Annotated in this window: 14 protein-coding genes, 1 tRNA gene and 2 CRISPR repeat arrays (1 of these 17 cut by a window edge); of the genes, 14 read left to right on the forward strand and 1 reads right to left on the reverse strand. The window is 56.7% G+C overall.

Annotated features, from left to right (window positions below; genetic code table 11):
• The first annotated feature begins 14 nt into the window (after positions 1–14).
• The 4 genes from ACESYO_RS07920 (at position 15) to ACESYO_RS07935 (ending at position 5,233) form a co-directional block, all read left to right on the forward strand.
• Positions 15–692, forward strand: coding sequence for a CvpA family protein (locus ACESYO_RS07920; RefSeq protein ID WP_276871002.1), 678 nt, complete (start codon positions 15–17; stop codon positions 690–692).
• A gap of 44 nt (positions 693–736) precedes the next feature.
• Complete coding sequence (locus tag ACESYO_RS07925; RefSeq protein ID WP_373209738.1) at positions 737–3,043, forward strand: ATP-dependent Clp protease ATP-binding subunit; 2,307 nt, start codon at positions 737–739, stop codon at positions 3,041–3,043.
• A 251-nt stretch (positions 3,044–3,294) separates the two neighbouring features.
• Positions 3,295–3,804, forward strand: a complete 510-nt coding sequence (locus ACESYO_RS07930) for a sigma-70 family RNA polymerase sigma factor (protein WP_373209739.1) — start codon at positions 3,295–3,297, stop codon at positions 3,802–3,804.
• Positions 3,791–5,233 carry a DUF4179 domain-containing protein gene (locus tag ACESYO_RS07935; RefSeq protein ID WP_373209740.1) on the forward strand — a complete coding sequence of 481 codons (1,443 nt, stop codon included), beginning with the start codon at positions 3,791–3,793 and terminating at the stop codon, positions 5,231–5,233. Before ACESYO_RS07930 ends, ACESYO_RS07935 begins: the two co-directional genes overlap by 14 nt.
• Before the next feature lie 201 nt (positions 5,234–5,434).
• Here the strand turns inward: ACESYO_RS07935 and ACESYO_RS07940 are convergent, their stop codons facing one another.
• A complete protein-coding gene (locus ACESYO_RS07940) occupies positions 5,435–6,820 on the reverse strand; it encodes an SLC13 family permease (RefSeq protein ID WP_373209741.1) in 1,386 nt (461 codons plus the stop codon).
• Between the two features lie 234 nt (positions 6,821–7,054).
• Between ACESYO_RS07940 and ACESYO_RS07945 the strand changes: the two genes are divergently transcribed.
• The 10 genes from ACESYO_RS07945 to cas2 all read left to right on the forward strand — a co-directional run bounded on the left by ACESYO_RS07945 (position 7,055) and on the right by cas2 (position 19,873).
• On the forward strand, positions 7,055–7,177 hold the full coding sequence (locus ACESYO_RS07945) for a hypothetical protein (RefSeq protein ID WP_276870992.1): 123 nt from the start codon (positions 7,055–7,057) through the stop codon (positions 7,175–7,177).
• Between the two features lie 84 nt (positions 7,178–7,261).
• Positions 7,262–9,844 carry an NYN domain-containing protein gene (locus tag ACESYO_RS07950; protein WP_373209742.1) on the forward strand — a complete coding sequence of 861 codons (2,583 nt, stop codon included), beginning with the start codon at positions 7,262–7,264 and terminating at the stop codon, positions 9,842–9,844.
• A gap of 149 nt (positions 9,845–9,993) precedes the next feature.
• Positions 9,994–10,079: transfer RNA gene (locus ACESYO_RS07955), tRNA-Leu, on the forward strand.
• A 608-nt stretch (positions 10,080–10,687) separates the two neighbouring features.
• Positions 10,688–12,146: a CRISPR direct-repeat array (repeat unit 33 nt; unit sequence GTCGCTCTCCGCGAGGAGAGCGTGGATAGAAAT).
• Between the two features lie 274 nt (positions 12,147–12,420).
• Positions 12,421–14,571 carry a CRISPR-associated endonuclease Cas3'' gene (locus tag ACESYO_RS07960; protein WP_373211239.1) on the forward strand — a complete coding sequence of 717 codons (2,151 nt, stop codon included), beginning with the start codon at positions 12,421–12,423 and terminating at the stop codon, positions 14,569–14,571.
• A 42-nt stretch (positions 14,572–14,613) separates the two neighbouring features.
• Positions 14,614–15,258, forward strand: coding sequence for a type I-C CRISPR-associated protein Cas5c (cas5c, locus tag ACESYO_RS07965; protein WP_058965935.1), 645 nt, complete (start codon positions 14,614–14,616; stop codon positions 15,256–15,258).
• Complete coding sequence (gene cas8c / locus ACESYO_RS07970; RefSeq protein WP_058965937.1) at positions 15,255–16,982, forward strand: type I-C CRISPR-associated protein Cas8c/Csd1; 1,728 nt, start codon at positions 15,255–15,257, stop codon at positions 16,980–16,982. The genes cas5c and cas8c overlap by 4 nt, the downstream gene beginning before the upstream one ends.
• Before the next feature lies 1 nt (position 16,983).
• Positions 16,984–17,868 (forward strand): type I-C CRISPR-associated protein Cas7/Csd2, encoded by an 885-nt coding sequence (cas7c, locus tag ACESYO_RS07975; RefSeq protein WP_058965939.1) that lies wholly within the window; start codon positions 16,984–16,986, stop codon positions 17,866–17,868.
• A 73-nt stretch (positions 17,869–17,941) separates the two neighbouring features.
• Positions 17,942–18,535, forward strand: a complete 594-nt coding sequence (gene cas4, locus ACESYO_RS07980) for a CRISPR-associated protein Cas4 (protein ID WP_373209760.1) — start codon at positions 17,942–17,944, stop codon at positions 18,533–18,535.
• Positions 18,532–19,563, forward strand: a complete 1,032-nt coding sequence (gene cas1c, locus ACESYO_RS07985) for a type I-C CRISPR-associated endonuclease Cas1c (protein ID WP_283128589.1) — start codon at positions 18,532–18,534, stop codon at positions 19,561–19,563. Before cas4 ends, cas1c begins: the two co-directional genes overlap by 4 nt.
• A gap of 19 nt (positions 19,564–19,582) precedes the next feature.
• Entirely contained in the window at positions 19,583–19,873 is a 291-nt protein-coding gene (cas2, locus tag ACESYO_RS07990; RefSeq protein ID WP_058965945.1) for a CRISPR-associated endonuclease Cas2, read from the forward strand.
• Positions 19,874–20,057: 184 nt separating this feature from the next.
• Positions 20,058–25,664: direct repeats of the CRISPR family, unit length 33 nt; unit sequence GTCGCCCTCCACACGGAGGGCGTGGATAGAAAT; it runs 1,180 nt beyond the window's last position.

The raw sequence follows: 25,664 nt of genomic DNA on the forward strand, positions 1-25,664 counted from the left end.
CGAGGAAATGACCCATGACCATTGCCAACGGTTTTGACCTGATCCTGCTGGCGATTCTGCTGCTGGTGGCCTTGCGCTATGCAGGCAAGGGCTTCGCGGCCGCGCTGGTGCAGTTCGCGGGCAATCTTGCCAGCCTGCTGGGCGCGAGCATCTTCAGCCAGAACATCGCCCCGGTGCTGTTCACCCAGTTCTTTGAAAACAACTTCACCACCAGCATTGAAAAGACTCTGGCCGACGGCGGCCAGGTGCAGCTGGATCAGCTGGTGGAAAAGTATGCCGGCTTTCTGCCGGACGAGATTCAGGCGGGCATCATTCAGTCCGCGGGCGGCGTGCTCACCGGCAGCGCCCCGGAGCTGGCGGATCAGGTGGTGCGGCAGGTCATTGCTCCGCTGCTCACCCCCATCATTGCCATTGTGGTGTTCTTTGTGGCCTTCGCGCTGTGCAAGGTGATTGTGGGCTTTGTGGTGGCGGTGCTTACCAACTTCAACCGCATCCCCATTCTGGGCGGCGTGAACAAGCTGCTGGGCTTCGCCATGGGTTTGCTGGCCGGCGTGGTGGATCTGTATCTGATTCTGTGCGCCGTGTGGGCGATTATTGTGATCACCGGCGGCTCCATCCCCTGGCTCAATCAGGAGGTGCTGGGCGAAAGCATCGGCTTTTCGCTGTTTGGGCAGTTCAATCCGTTTTATTAAGCCGGGCTTTTTGCCCCGGAACCCCAAAGGAAGGGAAATGAGATATGCTTTGTGTACGTTGTAAAAAGCGCACGGCCATTGTGTTCGTGCAGCGCATGGAGGCGGGCCAGCCCAAGCAGGAGGGCTACTGCCTCACCTGTGCCCGGGAGCTGGGCATCAAGCCGGTGGACGATCTGATGAAACAGTTCGGCGTGTCGGATCAGGATCTGGAGAACATGGAAGAGCGCATGAGCAGCTTCATGGAGGAAGCGGGCGAAAACGGCATGTTCCCCTTCGGCCCCATGGGCGGCCAGGAGGACCCGGATGCCGACGATTCCGGTGAGGGCGACGAGGACGGCTTCACCCCCGGCGGCAGCGCCACCTTCCCCTTCGGCTTCGGCGCGAAGGAAAAGAAGGAAAAGGACGGCGAGAAGAACGAAAAGGGCAAAAAGCCCCGCTATAAGTTCCTGGATAAATACTGCGAGAACCTGACCGCCAAGGCAAAGGCCGGCAAGCTGGATGAAATCATCGGCCGCGAGCAGGAGATCTACCGCACCATCCAGATTCTGGCCCGCCGCCAGAAGAACAACCCCTGCCTGATCGGTGAGGCCGGCGTGGGCAAGACCGCCATCGCCGAGGGCATTGCCCAGCGCATCGCCCGGGATCAGGTGCCCTCCTGCCTGAAGGGCAAGCAGCTGTATCTGCTGGATCTGACCGGTCTTGTGGCCGGCACCCAGTTCCGCGGCCAGTTCGAGCAGCGGGTGAAGGGCCTGATCAGCGAGGTGAAGAGCGCCGGCAATGTGATCCTGTTCATCGACGAGATTCACAGCATCACCGGTGCGGGCGACAGCGAGGGCGCCATGAACGCGGGCAACATCCTGAAGCCCGCCCTCAGTCGCGGCGAGATTCAGGTGATCGGCGCCACCACCTTTGCCGAGTACCGCAAATACATCGAAAAGGATCAGGCGCTGGAGCGCCGCTTCCAGCCGGTCAAGGTGGGCGAGCCCAGCCTGGCCCAGGCCATCGAGGTGATTGGCGGCATCAAGAAATACTACGAAAAGCATCACGGTGTGGAGGTCAGCCAGCCCATCGTGGCCGCGGTGGTCAACCTGAGCGAGCGCTATATCTCCGATCGTTTCCTGCCGGATAAGGCCATCGACCTGCTGGACGAGGCCTGTGCCTGCTGTAACCTGCGCCATCCGGAGATCAGCCAGCTGGCCGACACCCACAAAAAGATCGCCGCGCTGGAGGCCGAGGAGCTGGCGGCGGAGCAGTCCGGTGAGGGCGAAGGCCAGACCGAGGAATACTACGCCCGTCTGGCCCAGATCAAGACCGATCTGGCCCGCCTGCGGGAAGAGCTGCCCGCGCTGGAGCTGAAGGCCGGCGGCATTCAGGTGGAGATGGAGGATGTGGCCAAGGTCATCGAGCTGTGGACCGGCATCCCCGCCGTGAAGGTGCAGGAGAGCGAGTTCGCAAAGCTGGTGAATCTGGAAACCGAGCTGAAGAAACACATCATCGGTCAGGATGAGGCCGTGAGCGCGGTGGCCCGCGCCATGAAGCGTGCCCGGGCAGATCTGTCCGGCCGTCGCCGCCCGGCCAGCTTCCTGTTTGTGGGCCCCACCGGCGTGGGCAAGACCGAGCTGGTCAAGCAGCTGGCCAACCAGCTGTTCGACTCGGTGGATCCGCTGATCCGCTTTGATATGAGCGAATACATGGAGAAGCACACCGTCAGCCGCCTGATCGGCGCCCCTCCGGGCTATGTGGGCCACGACGAGGCGGGCCAGCTCACCGAGCAGGTACGCCGCCGGCCTTACAGTGTGGTGCTCTTCGATGAGATCGAAAAGGCACATCCGGATGTGCTGAACATCCTGCTGCAGATTCTGGACGAGGGCCGCATTACCGACAGTCAGGGCCGCACCGTGAACTTCGAGAACACGGTCATCTGTATGACCAGCAACGCGGGCAGCACCGAAAAGACCGGCGAGACCGGCTTCAACAAGAGCGCCGAGCAGATTAGCGAGAACAAGATGATGAAGGCTCTGGGCGACTTCCTGCGGCCGGAGTTCCTGGGCCGTGTGGACGAGATCGTAGCCTTCAAGCCGCTGAATGAGCAGAGCCTGTGCCGCATCGCCGGCCTGATGCTGGACGAATACCGCCAGCCCATGGCCGACAAGGGCCTTGCCCTGGAATACACCCCCGCTGCTCTGGAGCAGCTGGTGAAGGAGTGCGGCGGCGTGAAGTTCGGCGCCCGCGACCTGCGCCGGGTAATCCGCAAGCAGGTGGAGGACCCTCTGGCCGAGCGCTTTGTGGCAGGAACCCTCACCGGAACCGTGAAGCTGGACGTACAGGACGGAAAGCTGGTACTGGTGTAAACAGGAGCTTGTCTCAAAAGAAGAAACCTGTTATAATAACAGCATGATTACCCGGTTGTGGCCGGGTTTCGGGGCCCCGGCTCTGCATTGTGCAGAGCTGGGGCTGCCGTGTATTTTGGCATGTTTCGAAGTTGTAACCAAGAAGTATCGGTTTTCTTAAGAAAATCGCAAGATTTTTTCAGATTTTGAAATATTTCAGGGCGCAGGTATCGTTTGTAGAATGGAAGGCGCTCAAGAAGGAGCGTGATTGTGTGGCCTCGCAAACCCCATGCACCCAGCAGCAGATGGAGCGGCTGGTGGATGAATATGGCAATGGAATGCTGCGGCTCTGCTGCATGTATCTGGGGGATGTGCATCTGGCCCAGGACGCCGTGCAGGACGCCTTTGTGAAAATCTATCGGGCCTGGCCCGCCATTCCGGATCCGGCGGCGGAAAAGGCCTGGGTGATGAAGATCACCGTGAATGTGTGCAAGGATTACCTGCGCAGCGCCTGGAAGCGCCGGGTCAGCCTGGTGGATCAGTATCCCGAGCTGCCCGCGGGCCAGGAGCCCCGTTCGGAAGAGGGTCGCCTGATCCAGGAGATCATGGCCCTGAAGCCGAAATACCGCGAGGTCATCCTTCTGCACTACTATCAGCAGCTGCGCGTGGGTGAGATCGCCGCCATTCTGGGGGCGCCTCAGTCCACGGTGAGCATCCGGCTCTACCGGGCGCGGGAGCTGCTGAAAAAACGTTTGGAGGGAGGGCCCTATGAGGATCTTTGACGACAAACGCTGCGACGATACCATCCGCCTCGCGATCGATCGCGAGTTGGGAAGCATCCAACTGGATGCTTCCCAAAAGAGTGCTATCCTGGCCCAGTGCAGGCCCAGCCTGACCGTAGCGCCCCACCATCGGCCGATGCGCCGTGTGCTGGCGGTGGCGGCAAGCTTTGCCGCAGTCATGGTTCTGAGCGTCGGCACGCTGGCCGCCGCACCCGAACTGCGGGAAAGCCTGAAAGGCCTCTCGGAGGACACCATCGCCATTCTGCAGCCGGTGAATCAGGTGAGCGAGGATCAGGGCATCCGCATGGAGGTGCTGGGCGCAGTGAACGACGGCGGCGTGGCCGTTGCGTTTCTGAGCCTGCAGGATACCACCGGGCAGGGCCGTGTGAGCGACACCGTGCGCCTGATGGACTGCCAGATCAGCGATGATCTGGGCATTGCAATCGCCAACGTGGTGAGTTATGACGAAACCACCGAAACCGCGATCCTGCGGCTGGAGGGCATGGGCGGCGACGCCGATGCAGGGGAAAAGATCACCGTGAGCGCCCGTTCTCTGCTCAGCGGTGAGCAGCAGGTGAGCGACGAATCCACCGGTTACACGGTGAGCGAGCTGATCGCCAGCGGCCCGGCGGCGGAATATGCGCCCCCGGAAGAGGGCCTGATCATGGGCAGCATGGCGAGCGTGGATGACCCGGAAAACGCGGAGATTACACTGGAGGAGATTGACCAGCTGAAAGATTCCGGCAAGGTGCCTGTGCTGGAGCCCTGGGCCGAAGGCCTGAAGATCGACGGTGTGGACTGGGCTACCGTGGCTGCCGCAGCAAAGATCGGCAATCAGCTGCACATCCAGTACAATACGGATAGTGTTCTGGGCGGCGTGAACAGCCTGAGCTTCCGCTTGAAGGATTCCTCGGGCCAGATTCTGGATCTGCCCATGCTGGAGCTGAACATCGGCCCCCGCACCGAGCTGAGCCGGGAGCTGTATTATACCGAAACCAATGAGTATGTGCTCTTTTTGCCCGAAGGGCAGGATGTGAGCGATATGGAAGTGGTTTACAGCGGCACCACCTATGATTCCCTGACTCAGGGCAACTGGTCCACCACCTTCCGGCTGGAGCAGGTGAAGGAACGGCTGCAGAGCAGGCAGGAGCTGGATCTGGGCGGCTGGACGGTGGAAAGCGTGACCGTTTCCCCGGTTGCGGTTACCGTGCGCGGCAGCGGCGATCTGTGGGATCTGGGCGGCGAGATGCCGGAGGTTCGCGTCTGGCTGCAGGATGGTACCCAGGTGGAGACCTCTTCCGCCGGAACATCCATCGATGGTGAGGATGTGACCCTGAACAGCATGTTCAACGAGATTCTGGATCTTTCCCAGGTGAAAACGGTTACCCTGAACGGCGAACCGCTGGAAATGGAATACGTTGCCGAATAAAAGATAAAAGCGCCGGAAGCACTCCGTTGTGAAGTGCTTCCGGCGCTTTTACGTTTCAGGGCGGCAGGTGGCCCGAAGAGGAGATTATGAATCACACTAAACAGAATAACGCGCCGGTCATCCCTGTGGCCGGCGCGTTATTCCATGAGAAGAGAGAAAAAGGAGTTTCAGAGAAAAGAGTGGATTCCATGCCCCGGAGAATCAAGTGTACAGGGGCCAGAATACGGGAACCAGCACAAGGGTGGTCAGATAGCAGAGCACCAGCAGCGGCAGGCCTACCCGCAGATAATCGTTGAAGCGGTATCCGCCCGGCTTCATCACCAGCGTGTTGGGCGGGGTGCCCATGGGGGTGGCCAGCGCACAGGAGGCAGCCACCGAAATCACGATCAGAACACTCTTGGGGTTGATGCTCAGATTGGAAGCGATGTGCAGCCCGATGGGAGCCAGAAGAGCGGCACAGGCCGTATTGGACATGAACTGCGTCAGGCTGGTGGTCAGCAGAAACAGCACCGACATAATGAGATAGGGGTTGGCGTTGTTTCCCAGCAGATGCACCACCCCGTTTGCAATCTGTTCGCCGGCACCGGAAACCTCCAATGCCTGAGCCATGGGCAGCATACCCGCAAAGAGAAACAGGGTGCTCCAGCTGATGGAGCCATAGGCTTCGCTTTCCGTCAGGGTGCCGCAAACCACACACAGCACGGCGGCAATGGTGGTAAGCACAGCCAGCGGGGCCAGATTCAGCACCATGCCAATCAAAAGCCCGATAAAGATCAGCAGGGTAATGATCTGTTTTCTGGTGTTGTAGTGTTCCGGAGGGGGGATCACTTCGGCCTCGTCCGGCTCAAAGGGACGGGCAGGCAGTAAGACACGGCCCAGAGTAAGCAGATAAATGATGCCAACGATGGTCAGCGGAATACCGATCTTGGCGAATTCGAAGAAACCGAAGCTGCCCAGCCCGGCGGCGGTAAGCACGCTGTTCACCGTGGTGTTGGGTGGGGTACCCACCAGCGAGATCAATCCGCCCAGGCTGCAGGCCATGGCCAGCGGCAAAAGCAGCCGGGTACGGCTGCAGCCCACCGATTTGGAAAAGCCCAGGCAGATGGGCATCAGAACGGCCACAGTTCCGGTGTTGCTGAGCATGGAGGAAAGCACCGCACTCAGAAGCATCACACCCAGCATGGCGGTGGTCTCGTTTTTGCCGGCAATCCGCGCCATTTTGCTGCCGATAATGCTCACGATTCCGGTGGAGAACATGGCCCCGCCCACCACAAACATTCCGCCGAACAGAACCACGGTAGAGTCGCAGAAGCCGGAGAAAATGTCGCTGGCGGGCAGAACTTCCGCATACCACAGCGCCACGGGAACGCACAGTGCAGCAATGGCAATGGGAATCAGCTCAAAAATAAAAAGCACCGAGACCATGCCGAGAATCAACAGAGTCAGGCTGCTGGCGCTCCAGTGCAGTATGGAATGGGCAACAAACAGCAGAATGGCCTCCGCCGCTACCACAGCGAAACCGATCTGCTTTTTTGGTGCCGCCGGTGAGCGAAACTGCAGATCCCTTTCAAAAAGTTTGTTCTTCATGAATCCATCCCCTTGATGTGTGGATTGGAAAAATGCACAGAAAATAGTATACTATGTGAACAATGATGTTTAGTATCTATATTATAACGACTGGTGAATTGTATGTCAATCCGGAACAATCGAAAACGTAAAAATTGTTTGAAAACAGGGGAAAATATCCGGCAGAATGCAGCAAAAACGGCACGATGGGCATGGTAGCATGGTCTTGCACCACAAAAAGAAGGAGGGAAGGCCGTGGGAACAATCCTGTTGCTGGTATTATTGTGTGCGGCGCTGGGCAGCGCACTGGTGTGTTATGCGGGGGCCTGTGTGTCCAGCCGGGAGGAGCGCCGGTCCGAACAGCAGAGGCGGCGCTGAAGGGGAAAAGAAGCAAAATGAAACTCGGATTTTCGTGCATTCTGTGATACAATAAAAGGCAGTACGATCACAGGAGAAAACGCGATGAAACGAATTTGTACGGGTCTGCTGGCCCATGTGGACGCGGGTAAAACCACCCTGTCCGAAGCATTGCTGTATCGGGCCGGATGCCTGAAAAAGCTGGGCCGTGTGGATCACAAGGACGCCTTTCTGGATACCAACGCCATGGAGCGGGAGCGGGGCATCACCATCTTCTCCAAGCAGGCGGTGCTCGGCCTGCCCGATGCGCAGATCACCCTGCTGGATACCCCAGGCCATGTGGATTTTTCCGGCGAGATGGAGCGAACCCTCTCAGTGCTGGACTATGCGGTTTTGGTGGTAAGCGGTACCGACGGCGTGCAGAGCCACACCGAAACCGTGTGGAAGCTGCTGCGCCGCTATGGGGTGCCGGTGTTTGTGTTTGTGAACAAGATGGATCTGGCTGGAGCGGATCGGCAGGCAGTGCTGGATCAGCTTGCCCGCCTGGAAGAGGGTTTTGTGCCCTTTGATGGTTCCCTCGAATCAGATGCCTTTGCGGAAGCACTGGCCATGCAGAGCGAAGAGGCCATGGAGGCATATCTGGAAAACGGAGAAGTGCCCCGGCAGCTGATCACCGCCATGGTGGCCCGGCGGCAGGTGTTTCCCTGCCTGTTTGGCTCGGCGCTGAAGCTGCAGGGTGTGGATGAACTGCTGGCCGCCTTGCAGGTGTATACCCGCCAGCCCAAAGAGGCGGAAGAGTTTGCCGCCCGGGTGTTCAAGATCTCCCGGGACGAACAGGGCAGCCGACTCACCTGGTTGAAGGTCACCGGCGGCCATCTGCGGGTAAAGGCGCTGCTCACCGGTGAAGATCCGGACGGTCAGCCCTGGCAGGAAAAGGCCGACCAGCTGCGGGTGTATTCCGGAGCCAAATTCCAGGCGGTGGAGCAGGCCCCGGCAGGCACCGTGTGCGCCGTTACCGGCCTGACCCGTACCTGGGCAGGCCAGGGCCTGGGCGAGGAGACCGCCGGCCAGGCCCCGGTGCTCCAGCCGGTGCAGAGCTGCCGTCTGCTGCTGCCCGAGGGCTGCGACGCCCACGCGGTGCTGCCACGGCTGACCCAGCTGCAGGAGGAGGACCCCCAGTTGCGTATTGTGTGGAACGAGCGTCTGGGCGAGATTCATCTGCAGATGATGGGCGAGGTGCAGCTGGACGTGCTCAAGCGGCTGATTTGGGAACGGTTTGGTCTGGCTGTGGGCTTTGGCCCCGGCAGCATCGTGTATAAGGAGACCATCGCCGGGCCGGTGGAGGGCGTGGGGCATTTTGAGCCGCTGCGCCATTATGCTGAGGTGCATCTGCTGTTGGAACCGCTGCCCCGGGGCGCGGGCCTGCAGTTTGATTCCATCTGCAGCGAGGACGTGCTGGACCGGAACTGGCAGCGGCTGATCCTCACCCATCTGGAGGAAAAGGAGCATCTGGGCGTGCTCACCGGCAGCCCCATCACGGATATGAAAATCACACTCACCGCCGGCCGGGCTCACTTGAAGCATACCGAGGGCGGCGATTTCCGGCAGGCCACCTACCGGGCAGTGCGGCAGGGCCTGATGCAGGCGGACAGTATTTTGCTGGAACCCTGGTATGAGTTCCGGCTGGAGGTGCCCGCCGAGCAGGTGGGCCGGGCCATGGCAGACGTGCAGCGGATGGGCGGCAGCTTTGACCCGCCGGAGCTGCTGGGCGATACCTCGGTGCTCACCGGCAGTGTGCCGGTGGCGGAAATGCGGGGCTATGCCATGGAACTGGCCGGCTACACCAGGGGCAAGGGGAAACTGGCCTGCACGCTGGCGGGCTACCGGCCCTGCCACGATGCCCCCGCGGTGATCGAGCAGGTGGGCTACGACCCGGAGCGGGATACGGAAAACCCGGCGGACTCGGTGTTCTGTGCCCATGGCGCAGGCTATAACGTGAAGTGGGACGAGGTGCCCGCTCATGCCCATGTGGAAAGCGGCGTGCGCCTGAACGAGCCGGAAGAGGAGAAAGTACCTGCCGCCCGGCAGCCTCGGCGGCAGGCAGCGCCGGTGTCCTCACTGGAGGAGGACAAGCAGCTGGCGGCCATCTTCGAGCGGACGTACGGCCCCTCCAAGGGGCGGGAGCTGTTCCGCCCCGCGCCGGTAAAGCCGGCGGAATACCATTTTGAACCCAGCGGGCCGGAGTATCTTCTGGTGGACGGCTATAACCTGATCTTCGCCTGGGATGAGTTGAAAAAGCTGGCGGCGGATAATCTGGAAGGCGCGCGGCAGGCGCTGGCGGATCTTTTGTGCAATTACCGGGGCTTTCACGATTGTCAGGTAATTCTGGTGTTCGATGCCTACAAGGTGCCCCATGGCACCGGTGAGGTGAGCCGGTATCATAATATTTACATCGTCTATACCCGGGAAGCGGAAACCGCGGATATGTACATCGAAAAGACCACCTACCAGCTGGCAAAGCAGCGCCGGGTGCGGGTGGTCACCTCGGACGGAGCCGAACAGCTGATCATTCTGGGGCACGGGGCGCTGCGGGTCTCGGCCCGTTCCTTCCGGGAAGAGGTGGAGCGTACCAACGGCGAAATTCGCCGCATTCTGGAGGAGAATCGCCTGAAAAATGCCCGGCGATAAGAAAAAACGAACGGGCGAAAAACGCTCCCATACGGAAAAAAGCACCGGTCCGGCAGGAGAAACTCTCCGGTTGGACCGGTGCCGTTCAGCGCGAAAAAGTGCTTGCATTTTCAGGCCCGGTATAGTATAATAAACCCTGTTACAAATAAGCCGGTGTGTCGGAATGGCAGACGATGCGGACTCAAAATCCGTTGGTGGCAACACCGTGTGGGTTCAAGTCCCACCACCGGCACCAAAAATCCCGAATGCGAGAGCGTTCGGGATTTTTCCTTATTCACCATTCACTCTTCACTCTTCACTGATTTTGTGCTCCCCGCTCGGGATTTTTAGAAGTGAATAGAGAATAGTGAAGAGTGAAGAAGTAAGGTGTGTCGCTTTGCGGCACGGATTTTATATTGTCAGGTTCGCTTTTGTCCTATGGGCCTGGAATGGCAGGATGTCAATTTCATCACACAAACTCACATCGGAATGGACTGCGCTCCATTCAAAAAGCCCAGCCACTTGACTGGGCTTTTCTCATACCGCTCCGCCATTTCTCCTTCTCCCCACTCTACGGGCTCAGGAGGGGGGAGCGAGCACCAATTTCATTATGCAAACACAAGTTGAAATCTACAGTTTGAGAAATCAAAGTGTAGATGTTTCCCATAAGGAAGAAAAATTGTAAGTTGTTTTAGTGCGAGTATGAAGAAAACATTAAAATTCAGGAACCTTCGCACCAAAAAGTTTTTCAAAAACAGAACTATAACGGCGAAAATATTTTGACAAATCTAGAGAAAGCGCGTATTGTAATGGTAATATAGCAAGTTCTGCAACAAAAGAACCGATCTTTTGTTGCTTTTTGCTGTCGCTCTCCGCGAGGAGAGCGTGGATAGAAATAATTTTTGTATCAGTTAATTTAAACTACAGTTTAGTCGCTCTCCGCGAGGAGAGCGTGGATAGAAATACTTCCGGCGAGGCAACCATTACCGTGAACTACCTGTCGCTCTCCGCGAGGAGAGCGTGGATAGAAATCTGTGGCGGCTGTGCAGCTGACCTATCAGAACCAGCCGTCGCTCTCCGCGAGGAGAGCGTGGATAGAAATCAAGACGGCGGGCACGCAAAGACGGCGGACAACGCGTCGCTCTCCGCGAGGAGAGCGTGGATAGAAATCGTTTGCTCCGTGTGGTACTGAATCATTGATGCCGTCGCTCTCCGCGAGGAGAGCGTGGATAGAAATAGTACCACACGGAGCAAACGGAACACGTCAGGGCGTCGCTCTCCGCGAGGAGAGCGTGGATAGAAATGGGATGGTCGTGCCCTCCCTGCGCAGGCACACGGGTCGCTCTCCGCGAGGAGAGCGTGGATAGAAATCCCAAGTGCGTAAGGGGAGAATATGCGAGGCTGTGTCGCTCTCCGCGAGGAGAGCGTGGATAGAAATCCCGTGAAGAAGAAGAACCGCCAAAACGCCCGGGGTCGCTCTCCGCGAGGAGAGCGTGGATAGAAATCCGCCTGTCCTGGTGGGGCTGTCCTGGTGGGGCTGTCGCTCTCCGCGAGGAGAGCGTGGATAGAAATTTTTTCACGGTCTTTTCTCCTCTCTTCCAGCTCCGGTCGCTCTCCGCGAGGAGAGCGTGGATAGAAATCATCATCGCATACCCCAGCACCGCAGCGGGGGAGCGTCGCTCTCCGCGAGGAGAGCGTGGATAGAAATAGTACAGCCCAGGAGGAGACCGCTCAAATGACCGGCGTCGCTCTCCGCGAGGAGAGCGTGGATAGAAATATGGAAGATCAGAAAGGCGATGTGTGCGACATCAGTCGCTCTCCGCGAGGAGAGCGTGGATAGAAATCAGCAGCTTTCCCGGCGCCGCACTTTGTTTCGGCAGGTCGCTCTTCGCGAGGAGAGCGTGGATAGAAATCAGATGGTGCTGCTGGTCGGGTCTAAGTAGTACACGTCGCTCTCCGCGAGGAGAGCGTGGATAGAAATAATCAGCGCACCGGCGCCCAAAACGCTGCCAAAGCGTCGCTCTCCGCGAGGAGAGCGTGGATAGAAATTCGCTGAAGCTGAGAAGTGGGGCCAGATCGTACAGGTCGCTCTCCGCGAGGAGAGCGTGGATAGAAATTGCGAAGGCTGTGGCCGATGACGCAGACGACGCCGGTCGCTCTCCGCGAGGAGAGCGTGGATAGAAATCATATTTGCTCACGCTCCCATGCGGTTGTTCTGAAAAGTCGCTCTCCGCGAGGAGAGCGTGGATAGAAATTGCTCGTTTGTCAATCCCATTCGCTGTCCCTCCATGTCGCTCTCCGCGAGGAGAGCGTGGATAGAAATCGGCAGGCTACCTTGGTTGTACCGCTGCCCATACGTCGCTCTCCGCGATGAGAGAATCTTAAACAAAAGCGTAGTTTTCGGTTTAGCATTGTGCCGAAAACTACGCTTTTGCTTATTTTAACGGAATATTCAGGAGCAGGTTATAATTTTAAAAGATTTACGAAAGCAAAATCAAATGGGCAATTCAGGAAATCAATCCGTACTATTGGACATTCAGCGTGTTATACTTTAGAAAAGGCTCACAGTTGAATGCGGAGGTGAAAACATGAACTCCATGGATGAATCCTATAGATTAGCACATGTTTCTGAGGATGGGTTACGCCCGCAAACGATTTTGGAACATTTGAATGGAACGGCAAATCTGGCTGCCGGTTTTGCAGAACCCTTTGGTGCTGCGGCACAGGCGTATCTGGCGGGAATGCTGCACGATATCGGAAAATATAGCGATGCGTTCCAAAAGCGACTGGCTGGTGGGGAAAAAACAGATCATTCCACTGCCGGTGCGCAGGAGGCCTTTTCCATGAGGCAGCTGGAGGTGGCTTTTGCAGTGGCAGGACACCATGGCGGCTTGCCGGATGGCGGGGCTAAAAGCGATAAGGAAGGAGCTACCTTGCTCGCTCGTATCAAGAAAACTGCAATTCCTGATTATAGTGAATGGAAGAAGGAGGTAAAACTTCCGGATGAGACGGAAAGGAAACACTTTCCGGATGGCTTTTCCACTGCTTTTTATACGAGAATGCTGTATTCCTGTCTGGTGGACGCAGACTATTTGGATACAGAGACTTTTATGAATGGAGGCCCTGCACCGCGCGGGGGAACTCAGCCGCCGGAACAATTGCTTCGTCGATTGCAGGAATATGTTGCTCCCTGGTGGGATGCAAAAAATGAACTGAACAAAAAGCGATGTGAAATTCTTCGCGCCTGTTTTGAAAAAGGCGTGACGGAGCAGCCGGGACTTTTTACCTTGACGGTACCCACAGGCGGAGGAAAGACCGTCTCCTCGCTGGCCTTCTCTCTGTCTCATGCGGTGGCACATGGAAAACGACGAATTGTCTATGTGATTCCTTATACGTCTATCATCGACCAGACTGCTGAGGTGTTTACCAACATTTTAGGCGAGGAAAATGTGTTGGAACATCATTCGGGCAGTGATGCGGTGATGGAGGAAAGCCAATCAGACCCGGATACTTACCGTAAGGTGCTTGCGACGGAAAACTGGGATGCGCCGGTGATCGTTACGACCGCAGTACAGTTTTTTGAATCGCTGTTTGCTAACCGTTCTTCCCGCTGCCGCAAGCTGCACAATCTGGCTGATAGTATGATTGTGTTTGATGAGGCACAGACGCTTCCACTGGCTTGTCTGCGCCCCTGTGTGGCGGCTATTGGGCAGTTGGTGCGTTATTATGGGGCAAGCGCTGTTTTGTGCACAGCCACGCAACCGGCGTTGGAACCGTTGTTCCGGGAGCTGGCTCCAGGGTTGACGCTACGGGAAATTTGTAATGATACAGCCGACTTGTACCATTTCTTTCACCGTACAAATCTGCGCAATGAAGGAGAACTCACAGAAGAACAGCTGGCAGAGAAATTGGGCCAGGCACAGCAGGTGCTGTGTGTGGTGAATCGTCGGGCAACGGCACAGCGGCTGTACAGTAGTTTGCCTGCCGATGGAAGCTACTGCCTGACAACACTTCTTTGTGCAGCTGACCGCAAACGTCTGCTGCGGGAGATTCGCACTCGCTTACAAAAAGGGCTGCCCTGCCGTGTTGTGTCCACTTCGTTGATCGAGGCCGGTGTAGATGTGGATTTTCCGGTGGCATGGCGGGAGGAAGCAGGGCTGGATTCGGTTTTGCAAACGGCAGGACGGTGCAATCGGGAGGGAAAACATCCGGTGGCGGATAGTGTGGTTACTGTTTTTCGGCTGAGTGGTCAGCCGGTTCCACAGATCATCCGTCAAAATGCAGACGCAGCGCGCAGTGTGTGGCGCAACTTTGAAGATGTCTCACAGCCGCAGGCGATCGAAGCATATTTTTCCCTTTTGTATGCGGTAAAGGGAGAAGACGCGCTGGATCAGAAGCAAATTTTAAAGGGCTTCAATGAAACAATGGAAGGGCGTATGCTTCCCTTTGCAACTGCCGCGGAACGATTCCATTTGATTGAGTCCTGCGCAGTGACGGTATATATACCAACAGAAGAGAACCGGGAACTGCTCGCAGCTCTGTGGGAGGGAAATGGTAGCCGTTCTTTGTATCGCAAATTGGGCCAATACGGCGTCACGGTGTATCCTGAACATCTTGCGGCGCTGCATGCGGCCGGTGCGGTGGAAATGCTGGATGGGGAAGACTGGGTGCTGACGGATACTACCCTGTACAATCGTGAGACCGGACTCGCTCTGGACGTGGAAACAGGGAAAGCTTGGATGATATAAAAGCATGAGTCTTGTGAAATCGATAGTAAGGAGGAATGTTGGATGATCCAATTGGAAGTCTGGGGCGACTATGCGCTCTTTTCCCGCCCTGAATTGAAGGTTGAGCGAATGTCCTATGACGTGCCCACGCCCTCGGCGGCGCGCGGACTGGTGGAGGCGGTTTACTACCACCCCGGTCTGCAATGGCATATCGACCGGATTTATGTACTTAATCCCATTCGTTTTGTCAGTATACGCCGCAACGAGGTAAAAAGTAAGGTTCTTGCCACAGCAGCCCGCGCTGCGGCACAGGGAAGTGGACAGCCACTGTATCTGGCTTCGCCTCAGGAGATTGTGCAGAGGGCATCGCTGGTGTTACAGGATGTACATTATGTAATTGAGGCGCATTTTACGATGACAGACCGTGCTGCGCCCGGTGATAATCCGGGAAAATTTCAGGATATCGTGACCCGGCGCATGGAGCGGGGGCAATGCTATCACACTCCCTACTTTGGGTGCAGAGAGTTTTCGGCAAAGTTCCGCCGCTGGCCCGGCGGTGCAATCCCCACAATCGAAGAGACGCGGGATCTGGGGTTGATGCTGTATGACTTTGATTACTCGGATCCGAAGAACATCACGCCGACGTATTTCCGAGCAAGTCTGAAGCAAGGCGTTATGAATGTGGCGGATTGTGAGGTGCTTCGATGATCCTGCAGGCTTTGACAGATTATTATGAGGATTTGCTGGCTCTTGGGAAAATTGCGCGCCCGGGTTGGGCGAAAGCAAAGGTATCGTGGGCACTGGAACTTGGTGACAATGGCGAGCTGCTGGGATTGCTGCATCTGCAGCAGGAAGTGCAGCGGGGAAAGAAAACGGTACTGATTCCACAGGAGCGAGAGGTGCCGCAGCCGGTCAAGCGGTCATCCGGTGTGGCAGCCAATTTTCTGTGTGATACATCCGGTTATCTTCTTGGGGTTGACACAAAGGGAAAGCCGGAACGTACTGCAGAATGCTTCGCAGCTTCCCGCACGCTGCATGAGCAGATTCTGAAGGAGGCCCAGAGCCCGGCCGCGTGTGCTGTGCTCGCATTTTATGAACATTGGGACTCACAGACCGCAAAAGATCACCCGGCGCTGAAAGAGGAGTGGGATGAGGTGATGAAGGGCGGTAATCTTTTGTTCTGGTACCGGGGAGGTCCTGTGACGGAAGATGCGCAGGTGCGGGAAAGCTGGCAGCTTGCCAACGAACAAAGTGGGAATGCAGAAAATGCGCTGTGTCTTGTTACCGGTAAGCACGAACCGACTGCTCGCCTGCACCCCAATATCAAGGGAGTGGTGGGCGCACAGACCGCCGGTGCGGCGCTGGTGTCTTTCAATGCACCGGCTTTCTGCTCGTATGAGCACGAACAAGGGGACAATGCCCCGACCGGTGAATATGTGTCTTTTGCTTATACCACAGCGCTCAATACCCTTATTGCCGACCGGGAGCACACACGCCGCGTAGGCGATACCACCATCGTCTGCTGGGCAGCGGGTGGACAACCCGTCTATCAGGATTTCATGATGGCAGCGCTGTATGATGACAATATGGATGAACGTGACATTCAGAGTACGATGATCCGCTTGGCGGAAGGAGAACCAGTGGACTGGCAGCAGCAGAAACTTTCGCCGGATACACATTTTTATGTTCTGGGGATTGCACCCAATGCCGCACGTCTTTCGGTGCGATTCTTCTGGCAGAACAGCTTTGGAGCGCTGATTCAAAACGTGACAAAACATTACCGGGATCTGGAAATTACGCGGCCCTCATTTGACAAATTTCCCACGCTGCCGGTCTGGCGGCTGCTGCGGGAAACGGTGAATCAGAATGCCCGCAATCCGGAGCCGAACCCGCGGCTGGCGGGAGATCTTTTGTTGGCGATTTTGAATGGAACGCCTTATCCGGCTACCCTGTTGGACGGCGTGGTGCTGCGTATTCGTGCCGAGAGAGAGATTACGCGCGGCCGGGCTGCAATTTTAAAAGCTTGGTATCTGCGTAACTCGAAAGACGAACAACTGAAGGAGGTCATGACTGTGGAACTGAATGAACAAAGCAACTATCTGCCGTATCTGCTGGGGCGGCTATTTGCGGTATTGGAGGACGTTCAGCAACGGGCCAATCCGGGAATCAATACGACCATCAAGAATCGTTATTTCAATTCTGCTTCGGCAACGCCCGCAACAGTATTTCCACTGCTGATCAATCTGGCTCAAAAGCATCTGGCAAAGCTGGATAAAGGGTTAGTCATACACTATAACCGCAAGATCACGGAGCTGAATTCCCGTATCACACAAACGCTGCCTGCCCGGCTCACCCTGCCGGAGCAGAGTGCCTTCCAGATCGGCTATTATCACGAAACACAGAAGCGTTACACCAAAAAGGAGGAAGTATAAAATGTCTGAAATCATTAAAAATCGCTACGACTTTGTGATCCTGTTCGATGTGGAAAACGGCAATCCCAACGGAGATCCGGATGCAGGCAATATGCCGCGCATTGATCCCGAAACCGGGTATGGACTGGTGACCGATGTGTGCCTAAAACGCAAGATCCGCAATTATGTGGAAACAGCAAAAGAAGATGCTCCGGGCTATCGGATCTACATCAAGGATCGGATTCCACTGCAGCGCAGCGATGCCGAGGCACTGGAGTATTTGAAGGTGGATAAAGACCTGAAAGCGGCCAAAAAGGATGACCCCACTCTGGATGAAAAAATTCGCAATTTCATGTGCAGCAATTTTTACGACATCCGTACCTTCGGTGCCGTGATGACTACCTTTGTAAAAGGGGCACTGGATTGTGGGCAGGTGCGCGGCCCTGTGCAGCTGGGCTTTGCCCGCAGTGTGGATCCGATTCTGCCGCAGGAGGTCACTATCACCCGTGTGGCCATCACTACAGAGGCAGATGCCGAGAACAAGGGTACTGAGATGGGCCGCAAATACATCGTACCATATGGCCTGTATCGTGCAGAAGGATATGTGTCGGCAAATCTGGCCCGCAAAACAACCGGATTTTCGGAGGATGATCTGCAGATTCTGTGGCAGGCGATTCTGAACATGTTTGAAAATGACCATAGTGCAGCACGCGGTAAAATGGCGGTGCGGGAGCTAATCGTATTCCGGCATGACAGTGAGTTGGGCAATGCACCTGCTTATAAGCTGTTTGATGCGGTACATGTTGAGCGCAAGCCGGAGGTAGCTGTGGCACGCAGCTATCGTGACTACCAGGTAACGGTGGATGATACTCTGCCTGGTGGAGTGACCTGTGAACGGTTGGGATGATGGAAAATGAATATCTGTTGCTGTCAGGTATTCAGCATTTTTTTTCTGCCGCCGCCAATGGGCACTGATCCATCTGGAGCAGCAATGGCAGGAAAACCTCCGCACCGCCAAGGGCAGGCTGGATCATCAGCGCTGCCACGATGAAACGCTGCGCGAAAAACGGAACAATCTGCTGATTGTGCGGGGAATGCGAGTAACATCGCACACGCTGAAGCTGTCCGGCGTGTGCGATGTGGTGGAGTTTTCGCTTGATCCGCAAGGTGTTCCTTTACAGGGGCAGAAAGGCCTGTGGTTGCCTCTGCCGGTGGAATACAAACATGGTGCCCCAAAAGAGAGTGATGCCGACCGATTGCAGCTGTGTGCACAGGGAATGGCATTGGAGGAAATGCTGGTGTGCAGCGTGCCGTGCGGTGCACTGTACTATGCGCAGACACGCCGGCGGGAGCTTATGGAGTTCACGCCGGAGCTGCGGGAAAAAACGCGCCGTACCGCCGCAGAGATGAACGAGTACTTTGCCCGCGGGTATACGCCGAAGGTGCGCCCCGGGAAACACTGCAATGCCTGTTCTTTGAAAGAGATCTGCCTGCCGGCGCTGTGCAGGAAAAATGCTGTAAATGAGTATATTCGTACTCATCTGGCAGAGCAGAACACGGAGGAAGCCAAATGAGAAAGATGCTGAATACGCTGTTTGTTCTTACACCGGAAAGCTATCTTTCGCTGGAGGGTGAAACCGTGGTGGTGAATCAGAAAGGAACAGAAGCGGCACGGTTTCCACTGCACACACTGGAAGGAATACTCACCTTTGCCTATGCAGGAGCATCTCCCGCGCTGATGGGTGCTTGTGCTGAGCGAGGGATTGATCTGGCGTTTTTTACACCCAATGGCCGCTTTCTGGCTCGCACTGTAGGAGAAGAACGCGGCAATGTGCTGCTTCGTCAGCAGCAGTACCGGATTGCGGATAATCCTGCAGTTAGTTGCCGATATGCGTGCGGGTTTATCTTGGGAAAAGTTTACAACGCACGGTGGGTGTTGGAACGTGCTACCCGTGACCATCCTCAGCGCGTACCGGTGGAACGGCTGAAAGAAATCTCGTCGCAGCTGGCAGCTTCCTTGATGCGAATTCGAGAGTGCGGTACATTGGAAGAGCTGCGAGGGTTGGAAGGAGAAGCGGCACAACGATATTTCGATGGGTTTGACAGTCTGATCTTACAGCAGCGAACAGACTTTGCATTTACCGGCCGCAGCCGTCGACCGCCACTGGATCCCATAAACGCAGTGCTTTCCTTTGCGTATACGCTGCTCGCCCGGGAGTGTGCAGCTGCACTGCAAAGCGTTGGGCTGGACCCATATGTTGGATTTTTGCACCGGCCTCGCCCGGGAAGAACCAGTCTGGCGCTGGATCTGATGGAGGAGCTACGCCCTGTGTGCGCTGATCGGTTTGTTTTGTCCTGCATCAACCAAAAAGTCATTACAGGAAAGCATTGCCAGCGGCAAGACAGCGGAGCAGTTTGGCTGACGGACGAAGGACGCAAGGTGTTCCTTTCCGCCTGGCAAAAACGCAAACAGGAAACCATCACGCATCCATTTCTGGGTGAAAAGCTGCCATGGGGGCTGGTGCCCTATATACAGGGGGTGCTGCTTGCGCGTACACTGCGCGGCGATCTGGAGGAATATCCGCCGTTTTTCTGGAAATGAAGCAAAAGAGGTGTGTGATATGCTGGTGCTGATCACATATGATGTAAACACAGAAACACCGGTCGGACGCAAACGTCTGCGCAAGGTTGCAAAGACTTGTATCGATCATGGGCAGCGTGTACAGAATTCGGTGTTTGAATGTTTGCTGGACGCGGCGCAATATGCGGTTTTGAAATCAAAACTGACGCAGCTGATTGATCCGGAATGCGATAGCCTGCGTTTTTACTGTTTGGGAAACTCTTACAAAAAGAAGGTGGAGCATATCGGGCGCTGCCCGCAGTGGTCGCAGGATGACGTGCTGCTGTTGTAGATGGTGCGAACGTGAAGCAACCAGAAAAACGCTGGGAGCTTCGCACTAAAAGATAGCTGAAAAATGATGTAAAAGAACGCGAAACGGTTTTGATAGAACGGGAGAGAGTATGCTTTGTAATATCAAAACGACAAATTTTCGTGTTTGTGCTGCAAAATGAAACAATATTTTGTGAACTTTTGCTGTCGCCCTCCACACGGAGGGCGTGGATAGAAATATTAATTCGCGCGTGATGCCTATTGCCCGGATGAGTCGCCCTCCACACGGAGGGCGTGGATAGAAATATATTCGCCGCCGTAAACATCGAGAATACTGCCGTCGCCCTCCACACGGAGGGCGTGGATAGAAATAGCTCGGACGCAAGCGTTTTCTGCTGCTGGATGGTCGCCCTCCACACGGAGGGCGTGGATAGAAATATGGCGGTTCAGCGGATCGTTATAACCGTTTCCGAGGTCGCCCTCCACACGGAGGGCGTGGATAGAAATTTCTTGCCACACAGCGTAACGACCTGCGGCGCAAAGTCGCCCTCCACACGGAGGGCGTGGATAGAAATATTAATCGAGATCCAGCGCAACGCTGGCATTTCCAGTCGCCCTCCACACGGAGGGCGTGGATAGAAATTCCAAGAGATTCGTTCAAATCCGCCTGTGCTTCGGTCGCCCTCCACACGGAGGGCGTGGATAGAAATTCCTTTCTGTGGGCTGTCCCACGACCATTTTGTTGTCGCCCTCCACACGGAGGGCGTGGATAGAAATTGATGGTGGCGAGAATGGCACAGGCAGCACCACAGTCGCCCTCCACACGGAGGGCGTGGATAGAAATTGAATGTCTTCAAGGTTGTCCACCACCTGCTGAATGTCGCCCTCCACACGGAGGGCGTGGATAGAAATATCCAGGACAACACTGTATTCAAAGGCAAGCAGCGGTCGCCCTCCACACGGAGGGCGTGGATAGAAATACATTCTGGACGGACAAAACCACGGTTGCAAACTTGTCGCCCTCCACACGGAGGGCGTGGATAGAAATCATTATTTCATCGGAAATTGCATACCACTTTGTGTCGCCCTCCACACGGAGGGCGTGGATAGAAATAATCGTCCTCCATTCGTGGATTATCACGCCCAGCGTCGCCCTCCACACGGAGGGCGTGGATAGAAATCGGATTCTGTGACGTTGCCAGAAAATACCTGCACGTCGCCCTCCACACGGAGGGCGTGGATAGAAATATATTCGCCGCCGTAAACATCGAGAATACTGCCAGCGTCGCCCTCCACACGGAGGGCGTGGATAGAAATACTTCCGGCGAGGCAACCATTACCGTGAACTACCTGTCGCCCTCCACACGGAGGGCGTGGATAGAAATCGGTTGTGGCTGCGCATCTAAAGGCGGAAAAAGGTCGCCCTCCACACGGAGGGCGTGGATAGAAATTTTAGTGCTTTCGATGATATCCCCGAAAGCGCCCACGTCGCCCTCCACACGGAGGGCGTGGATAGAAATTTTGTGTCATTGCCTGGATTTTGTACGCCACAGCGGTCGCCCTCCACACGGAGGGCGTGGATAGAAATAGCTCGGACGCAAGCGTCTTCTGCTGCTGGATAAGGTCGCCCTCCACACGGAGGGCGTGGATAGAAATTCCGGATGCGCCTTGTTGTGGCACGCCTGGCACAGGGTCGCCCTCCACACGGAGGGCGTGGATAGAAATAGCAAGTTTGGCGTTGAAGTCATCCTCGCTTTGACCGTCGCCCTCCACACGGAGGGCGTGGATAGAAATTCTAAGCGGGTCATTTTCGTCCCGGGTGTACAGGTCGCCCTCCACACGGAGGGCGTGGATAGAAATAGCTTGTCTTGCAGGCGGGCAATCTCGGCCCGGGTCGCCCTCCACACGGAGGGCGTGGATAGAAATAGTTCTGGGCATCGTTGTTACCTCCTCACACCGGTCGCCCTCCACACGGAGGGCGTGGATAGAAATTACATGGCAAAATCCCACCTGTTCCACGCGCTCCGTCGCCCTCCACACGGAGGGCGTGGATAGAAATTTATCGCACCAGCGGTATAGCCGCTTGATGTAGGTCGCCCTCCACACGGAGGGCGTGGATAGAAATACAGATTTTTCCCCCAAAAAAATCCCCAGGACGTTGTCGCCCTCCACACGGAGGGCGTGGATAGAAATATCCAGAACGGCGAGAAGCGCGACGAAAAAGCCTGTCGCCCTCCACACGGAGGGCGTGGATAGAAATAGGATAACAACGCTGCCTCCCCCACCGCAGACCGTCGCCCTCCACACGGAGGGCGTGGATAGAAATGTTTTCGATCTGCCCGCCTGTCATACGCACCACAGTCGCCCTCCACACGGAGGGCGTGGATAGAAATTGTCGCTCGTTTTCCTCTTCCAGACGGCGGCGGAACGTCGCCCTCCACACGGAGGGCGTGGATAGAAATTCACTCTCGACAAGAAGCGCAGCGCCGCCGCCTACGTCGCCCTCCACACGGAGGGCGTGGATAGAAATCACTCTGCCGTCCTTTGTTGTCCAGCGCGGGTGTGTCGCCCTCCACACGGAGGGCGTGGATAGAAATACCCAGTCCGATGCGGACAAGGCCAACGAGGCCGATGTCGCCCTCCACACGGAGGGCGTGGATAGAAATTGGGAGACAACCTGGAAGGAATCAGAACCATCGTCGGTCGCCCTCCACACGGAGGGCGTGGATAGAAATTGGTAAACAACTACAAGGAGGCCGTAGAGGCCGTGTCGCCCTCCACACGGAGGGCGTGGATAGAAATAGCTTGTCGTAGGCCAGGCGGGTGACGGTGTATGTGTCGCCCTCCACACGGAGGGCGTGGATAGAAATTTGGCGTTCTTGACCACCGTCTTGGCGTAGTCCGGTCGCCCTCCACACGGAGGGCGTGGATAGAAATAATCCCGGCAAGATCGAGAAGGGAGAAGCCATGGGTCGCCCTCCACACGGAGGGCGTGGATAGAAATACGGGACTGACAAGCGCACTTGGGCCAATCATAGGTCGCCCTCCACACGGAGGGCGTGGATAGAAATAATTATACGGACGCTGACAAAGACATCGACATCGGTCGCCCTCCACACGGAGGGCGTGGATAGAAATCTTCTGTTCCCTTACGCCACGATGCCCAGCTCCCGCAGGTCGCCCTCCACACGGAGGGCGTGGATAGAAATAGCAGCAGGCCGACGAGCTGGAGACCCTGCGCGCGTCGCCCTCCACACGGAGGGCGTGGATAGAAATTCGGGATGGTTTTGTTGATGGCGCTTCGCTCCATCGCGTCGCCCTCCACACGGAGGGCGTGGATAGAAATTGTATTTTGGGCTGTGGCCCATGAGCGCCCACCCGTCGCCCTCCACACGGAGGGCGTGGATAGAAATGACAACAACGGTGAAGCCGATCATCCAAGGCCTGGTCGCCCTCCACACGGAGGGCGTGGATAGAAATAACAAGGCCCCCAACTTTGTACAGAGCAGCAAGGCGTCGCCCTCCACACGGAGGGCGTGGATAGAAATATCGAGCACATGACGCTCCAGGAGACGGAAGAGCGTCGCCCTCCACACGGAGGGCGTGGATAGAAATCATCATCGCATACCCCAGCACCGCAGCGGGGGAGGTCGCCCTCCACACGGAGGGCGTGGATAGAAATCCCGTGAAGTTCACGATGTCGCCCACCTTGTACTGTCGCCCTCCACACGGAGGGCGTGGATAGAAATTGCTCGGCGTTGCGGACGATCTGGAAACCGTCGTGGTCGCCCTCCACACGGAGGGCGTGGATAGAAATTTGGCGTTCTTGACCACCGTCTTGGCGTAGTCCGGTCGCCCTCCACACGGAGGGCGTGGATAGAAATAATCCCGGCAAGATCGAGAAGGGAGAAGCCATGGGTCGCCCTCCACACGGAGGGCGTGGATAGAAATACGGGACTGACAAGCGCACTTGGGCCAATCATAGGTCGCCCTCCACACGGAGGGCGTGGATAGAAATCCCCTACGGGGGAACATCCCGCCGCCGAAAAAAGGTCGCCCTCCACACGGAGGGCGTGGATAGAAATTGCATAGCCCATACAAACGGTTTCAGTGCAGTAAAGCGTCGCCCTCCACACGGAGGGCGTGGATAGAAATGTCTTTGCCTGCAAGGCAGCGGCCACGGTTGCCTCGTCGCCCTCCACACGGAGGGCGTGGACAGAAATGCCCTGGTTCTCCCCATCCGCCCAGACGACAAGGCGTCGCCCTCCACACGGAGGGCGTGGATAGAAATTTGCAGATATACCGCACCAGGCTCTCCACGCTTCCGGTCGCCCTCCACACGGAGGGCGTGGATAGAAATCGTCAGGTACACCTTCTCCCACGCCTTTTCCGGCGTCGCCCTCCACACGGAGGGCGTGGATAGAAATTGCATAGCCCATACAAACGGTTTCAGTGCAGTAAGTCGCCCTCCACACGGAGGGCGTGGATAGAAATACATCCATGCCGGGGGCAGCATTGATGGTGATGTTGTCGCCCTCCACACGGAGGGCGTGGATAGAAATGGGTACAGTACCGGCGATGGTCTGGCGAGACTGTCGTCGCCCTCCACACGGAGGGCGTGGATAGAAATAGTCCTCTCCATTCCCATTCCGCACCATCGCAGCGTCGCCCTCCACACGGAGGGCGTGGATAGAAATAAGCTGGCAGGTACGGACATTGTGCGGTTCCACGGTCGCCCTCCACACGGAGGGCGTGGATAGAAATCGTGAGAAGGTGAAAGAAACCCACAAAGACACGGTCGCCCTCCACACGGAGGGCGTGGATAGAAATATGTTGGTTGTGCCTTCGTAGGCGTTTTGCGTGTGTCGCCCTCCACACGGAGGGCGTGGATAGAAATCCTGATCGCCGTTGATGGTAAGCTCCAGACCCGGGTCGCCCTCCACACGGAGGGCGTGGATAGAAATACCAGCATGGAGCCGCCGGTTCCAAAAACCTCGGTCGCCCTCCACACGGAGGGCGTGGATAGAAATTTCTCCGCCGTCCGCCCCGATGCAAACGGCAACCGTCGCCCTCCACACGGAGGGCGTGGATAGAAATAAAACGTTGCTGGTGTGCAGGTCGACCCACGCGGGTCGCCCTCCACACGGAGGGCGTGGATAGAAATTCTGCCTTGTGTTTCCATCTTGTGGAGTTATAGGTCGCCCTCCACACGGAGGGCGTGGATAGAAATTCCTTTCTGTGGGCTGTCCCACGATCATTTTCGCGGGTCGCCCTCCACACGGAGGGCGTGGATAGAAATAGTTCTGCGCCGGTGGGCGGGATGTACGGCTGATTGTCGCCCTCCACACGGAGGGCGTGGATAGAAATACAGGACAGTGGTGTTTGCGGGCTACAGGTAGGTGTCGCCCTCCACACGGAGGGCGTGGATAGAAATATGGTTACGCCAAAGCGTTCGCCTTCCTGAGAGCGTCGCCCTCCACACGGAGGGCGTGGATAGAAATCTGAGAGCCCCAATTGAGCACGTCCGCAAATGTGCCGTCGCCCTCCACACGGAGGGCGTGGATAGAAATTGCCCGGGCCTGAAGCTGTGCAGGGGTTGGCTGTGTCGCCCTCCACACGGAGGGCGTGGATAGAAATATGGATTATCACGCCCAGCAGCCCGGCAAACAGCCGTCGCCCTCCACACGGAGGGCGTGGATAGAAATACCTTGCGGATGCGCCAAACGGTGGGTTCGCTGTCGGTCGCCCTCCACACGGAGGGCGTGGATAGAAATTCGGTGGTCGCTGCCTGCTTAAGGTTGTTCGCCACAGTC

Source organism: Allofournierella massiliensis, from assembly GCF_964241245.1.
In the GTDB taxonomy this organism is placed as follows: domain Bacteria; phylum Bacillota; class Clostridia; order Oscillospirales; family Ruminococcaceae; genus Allofournierella; species Allofournierella massiliensis.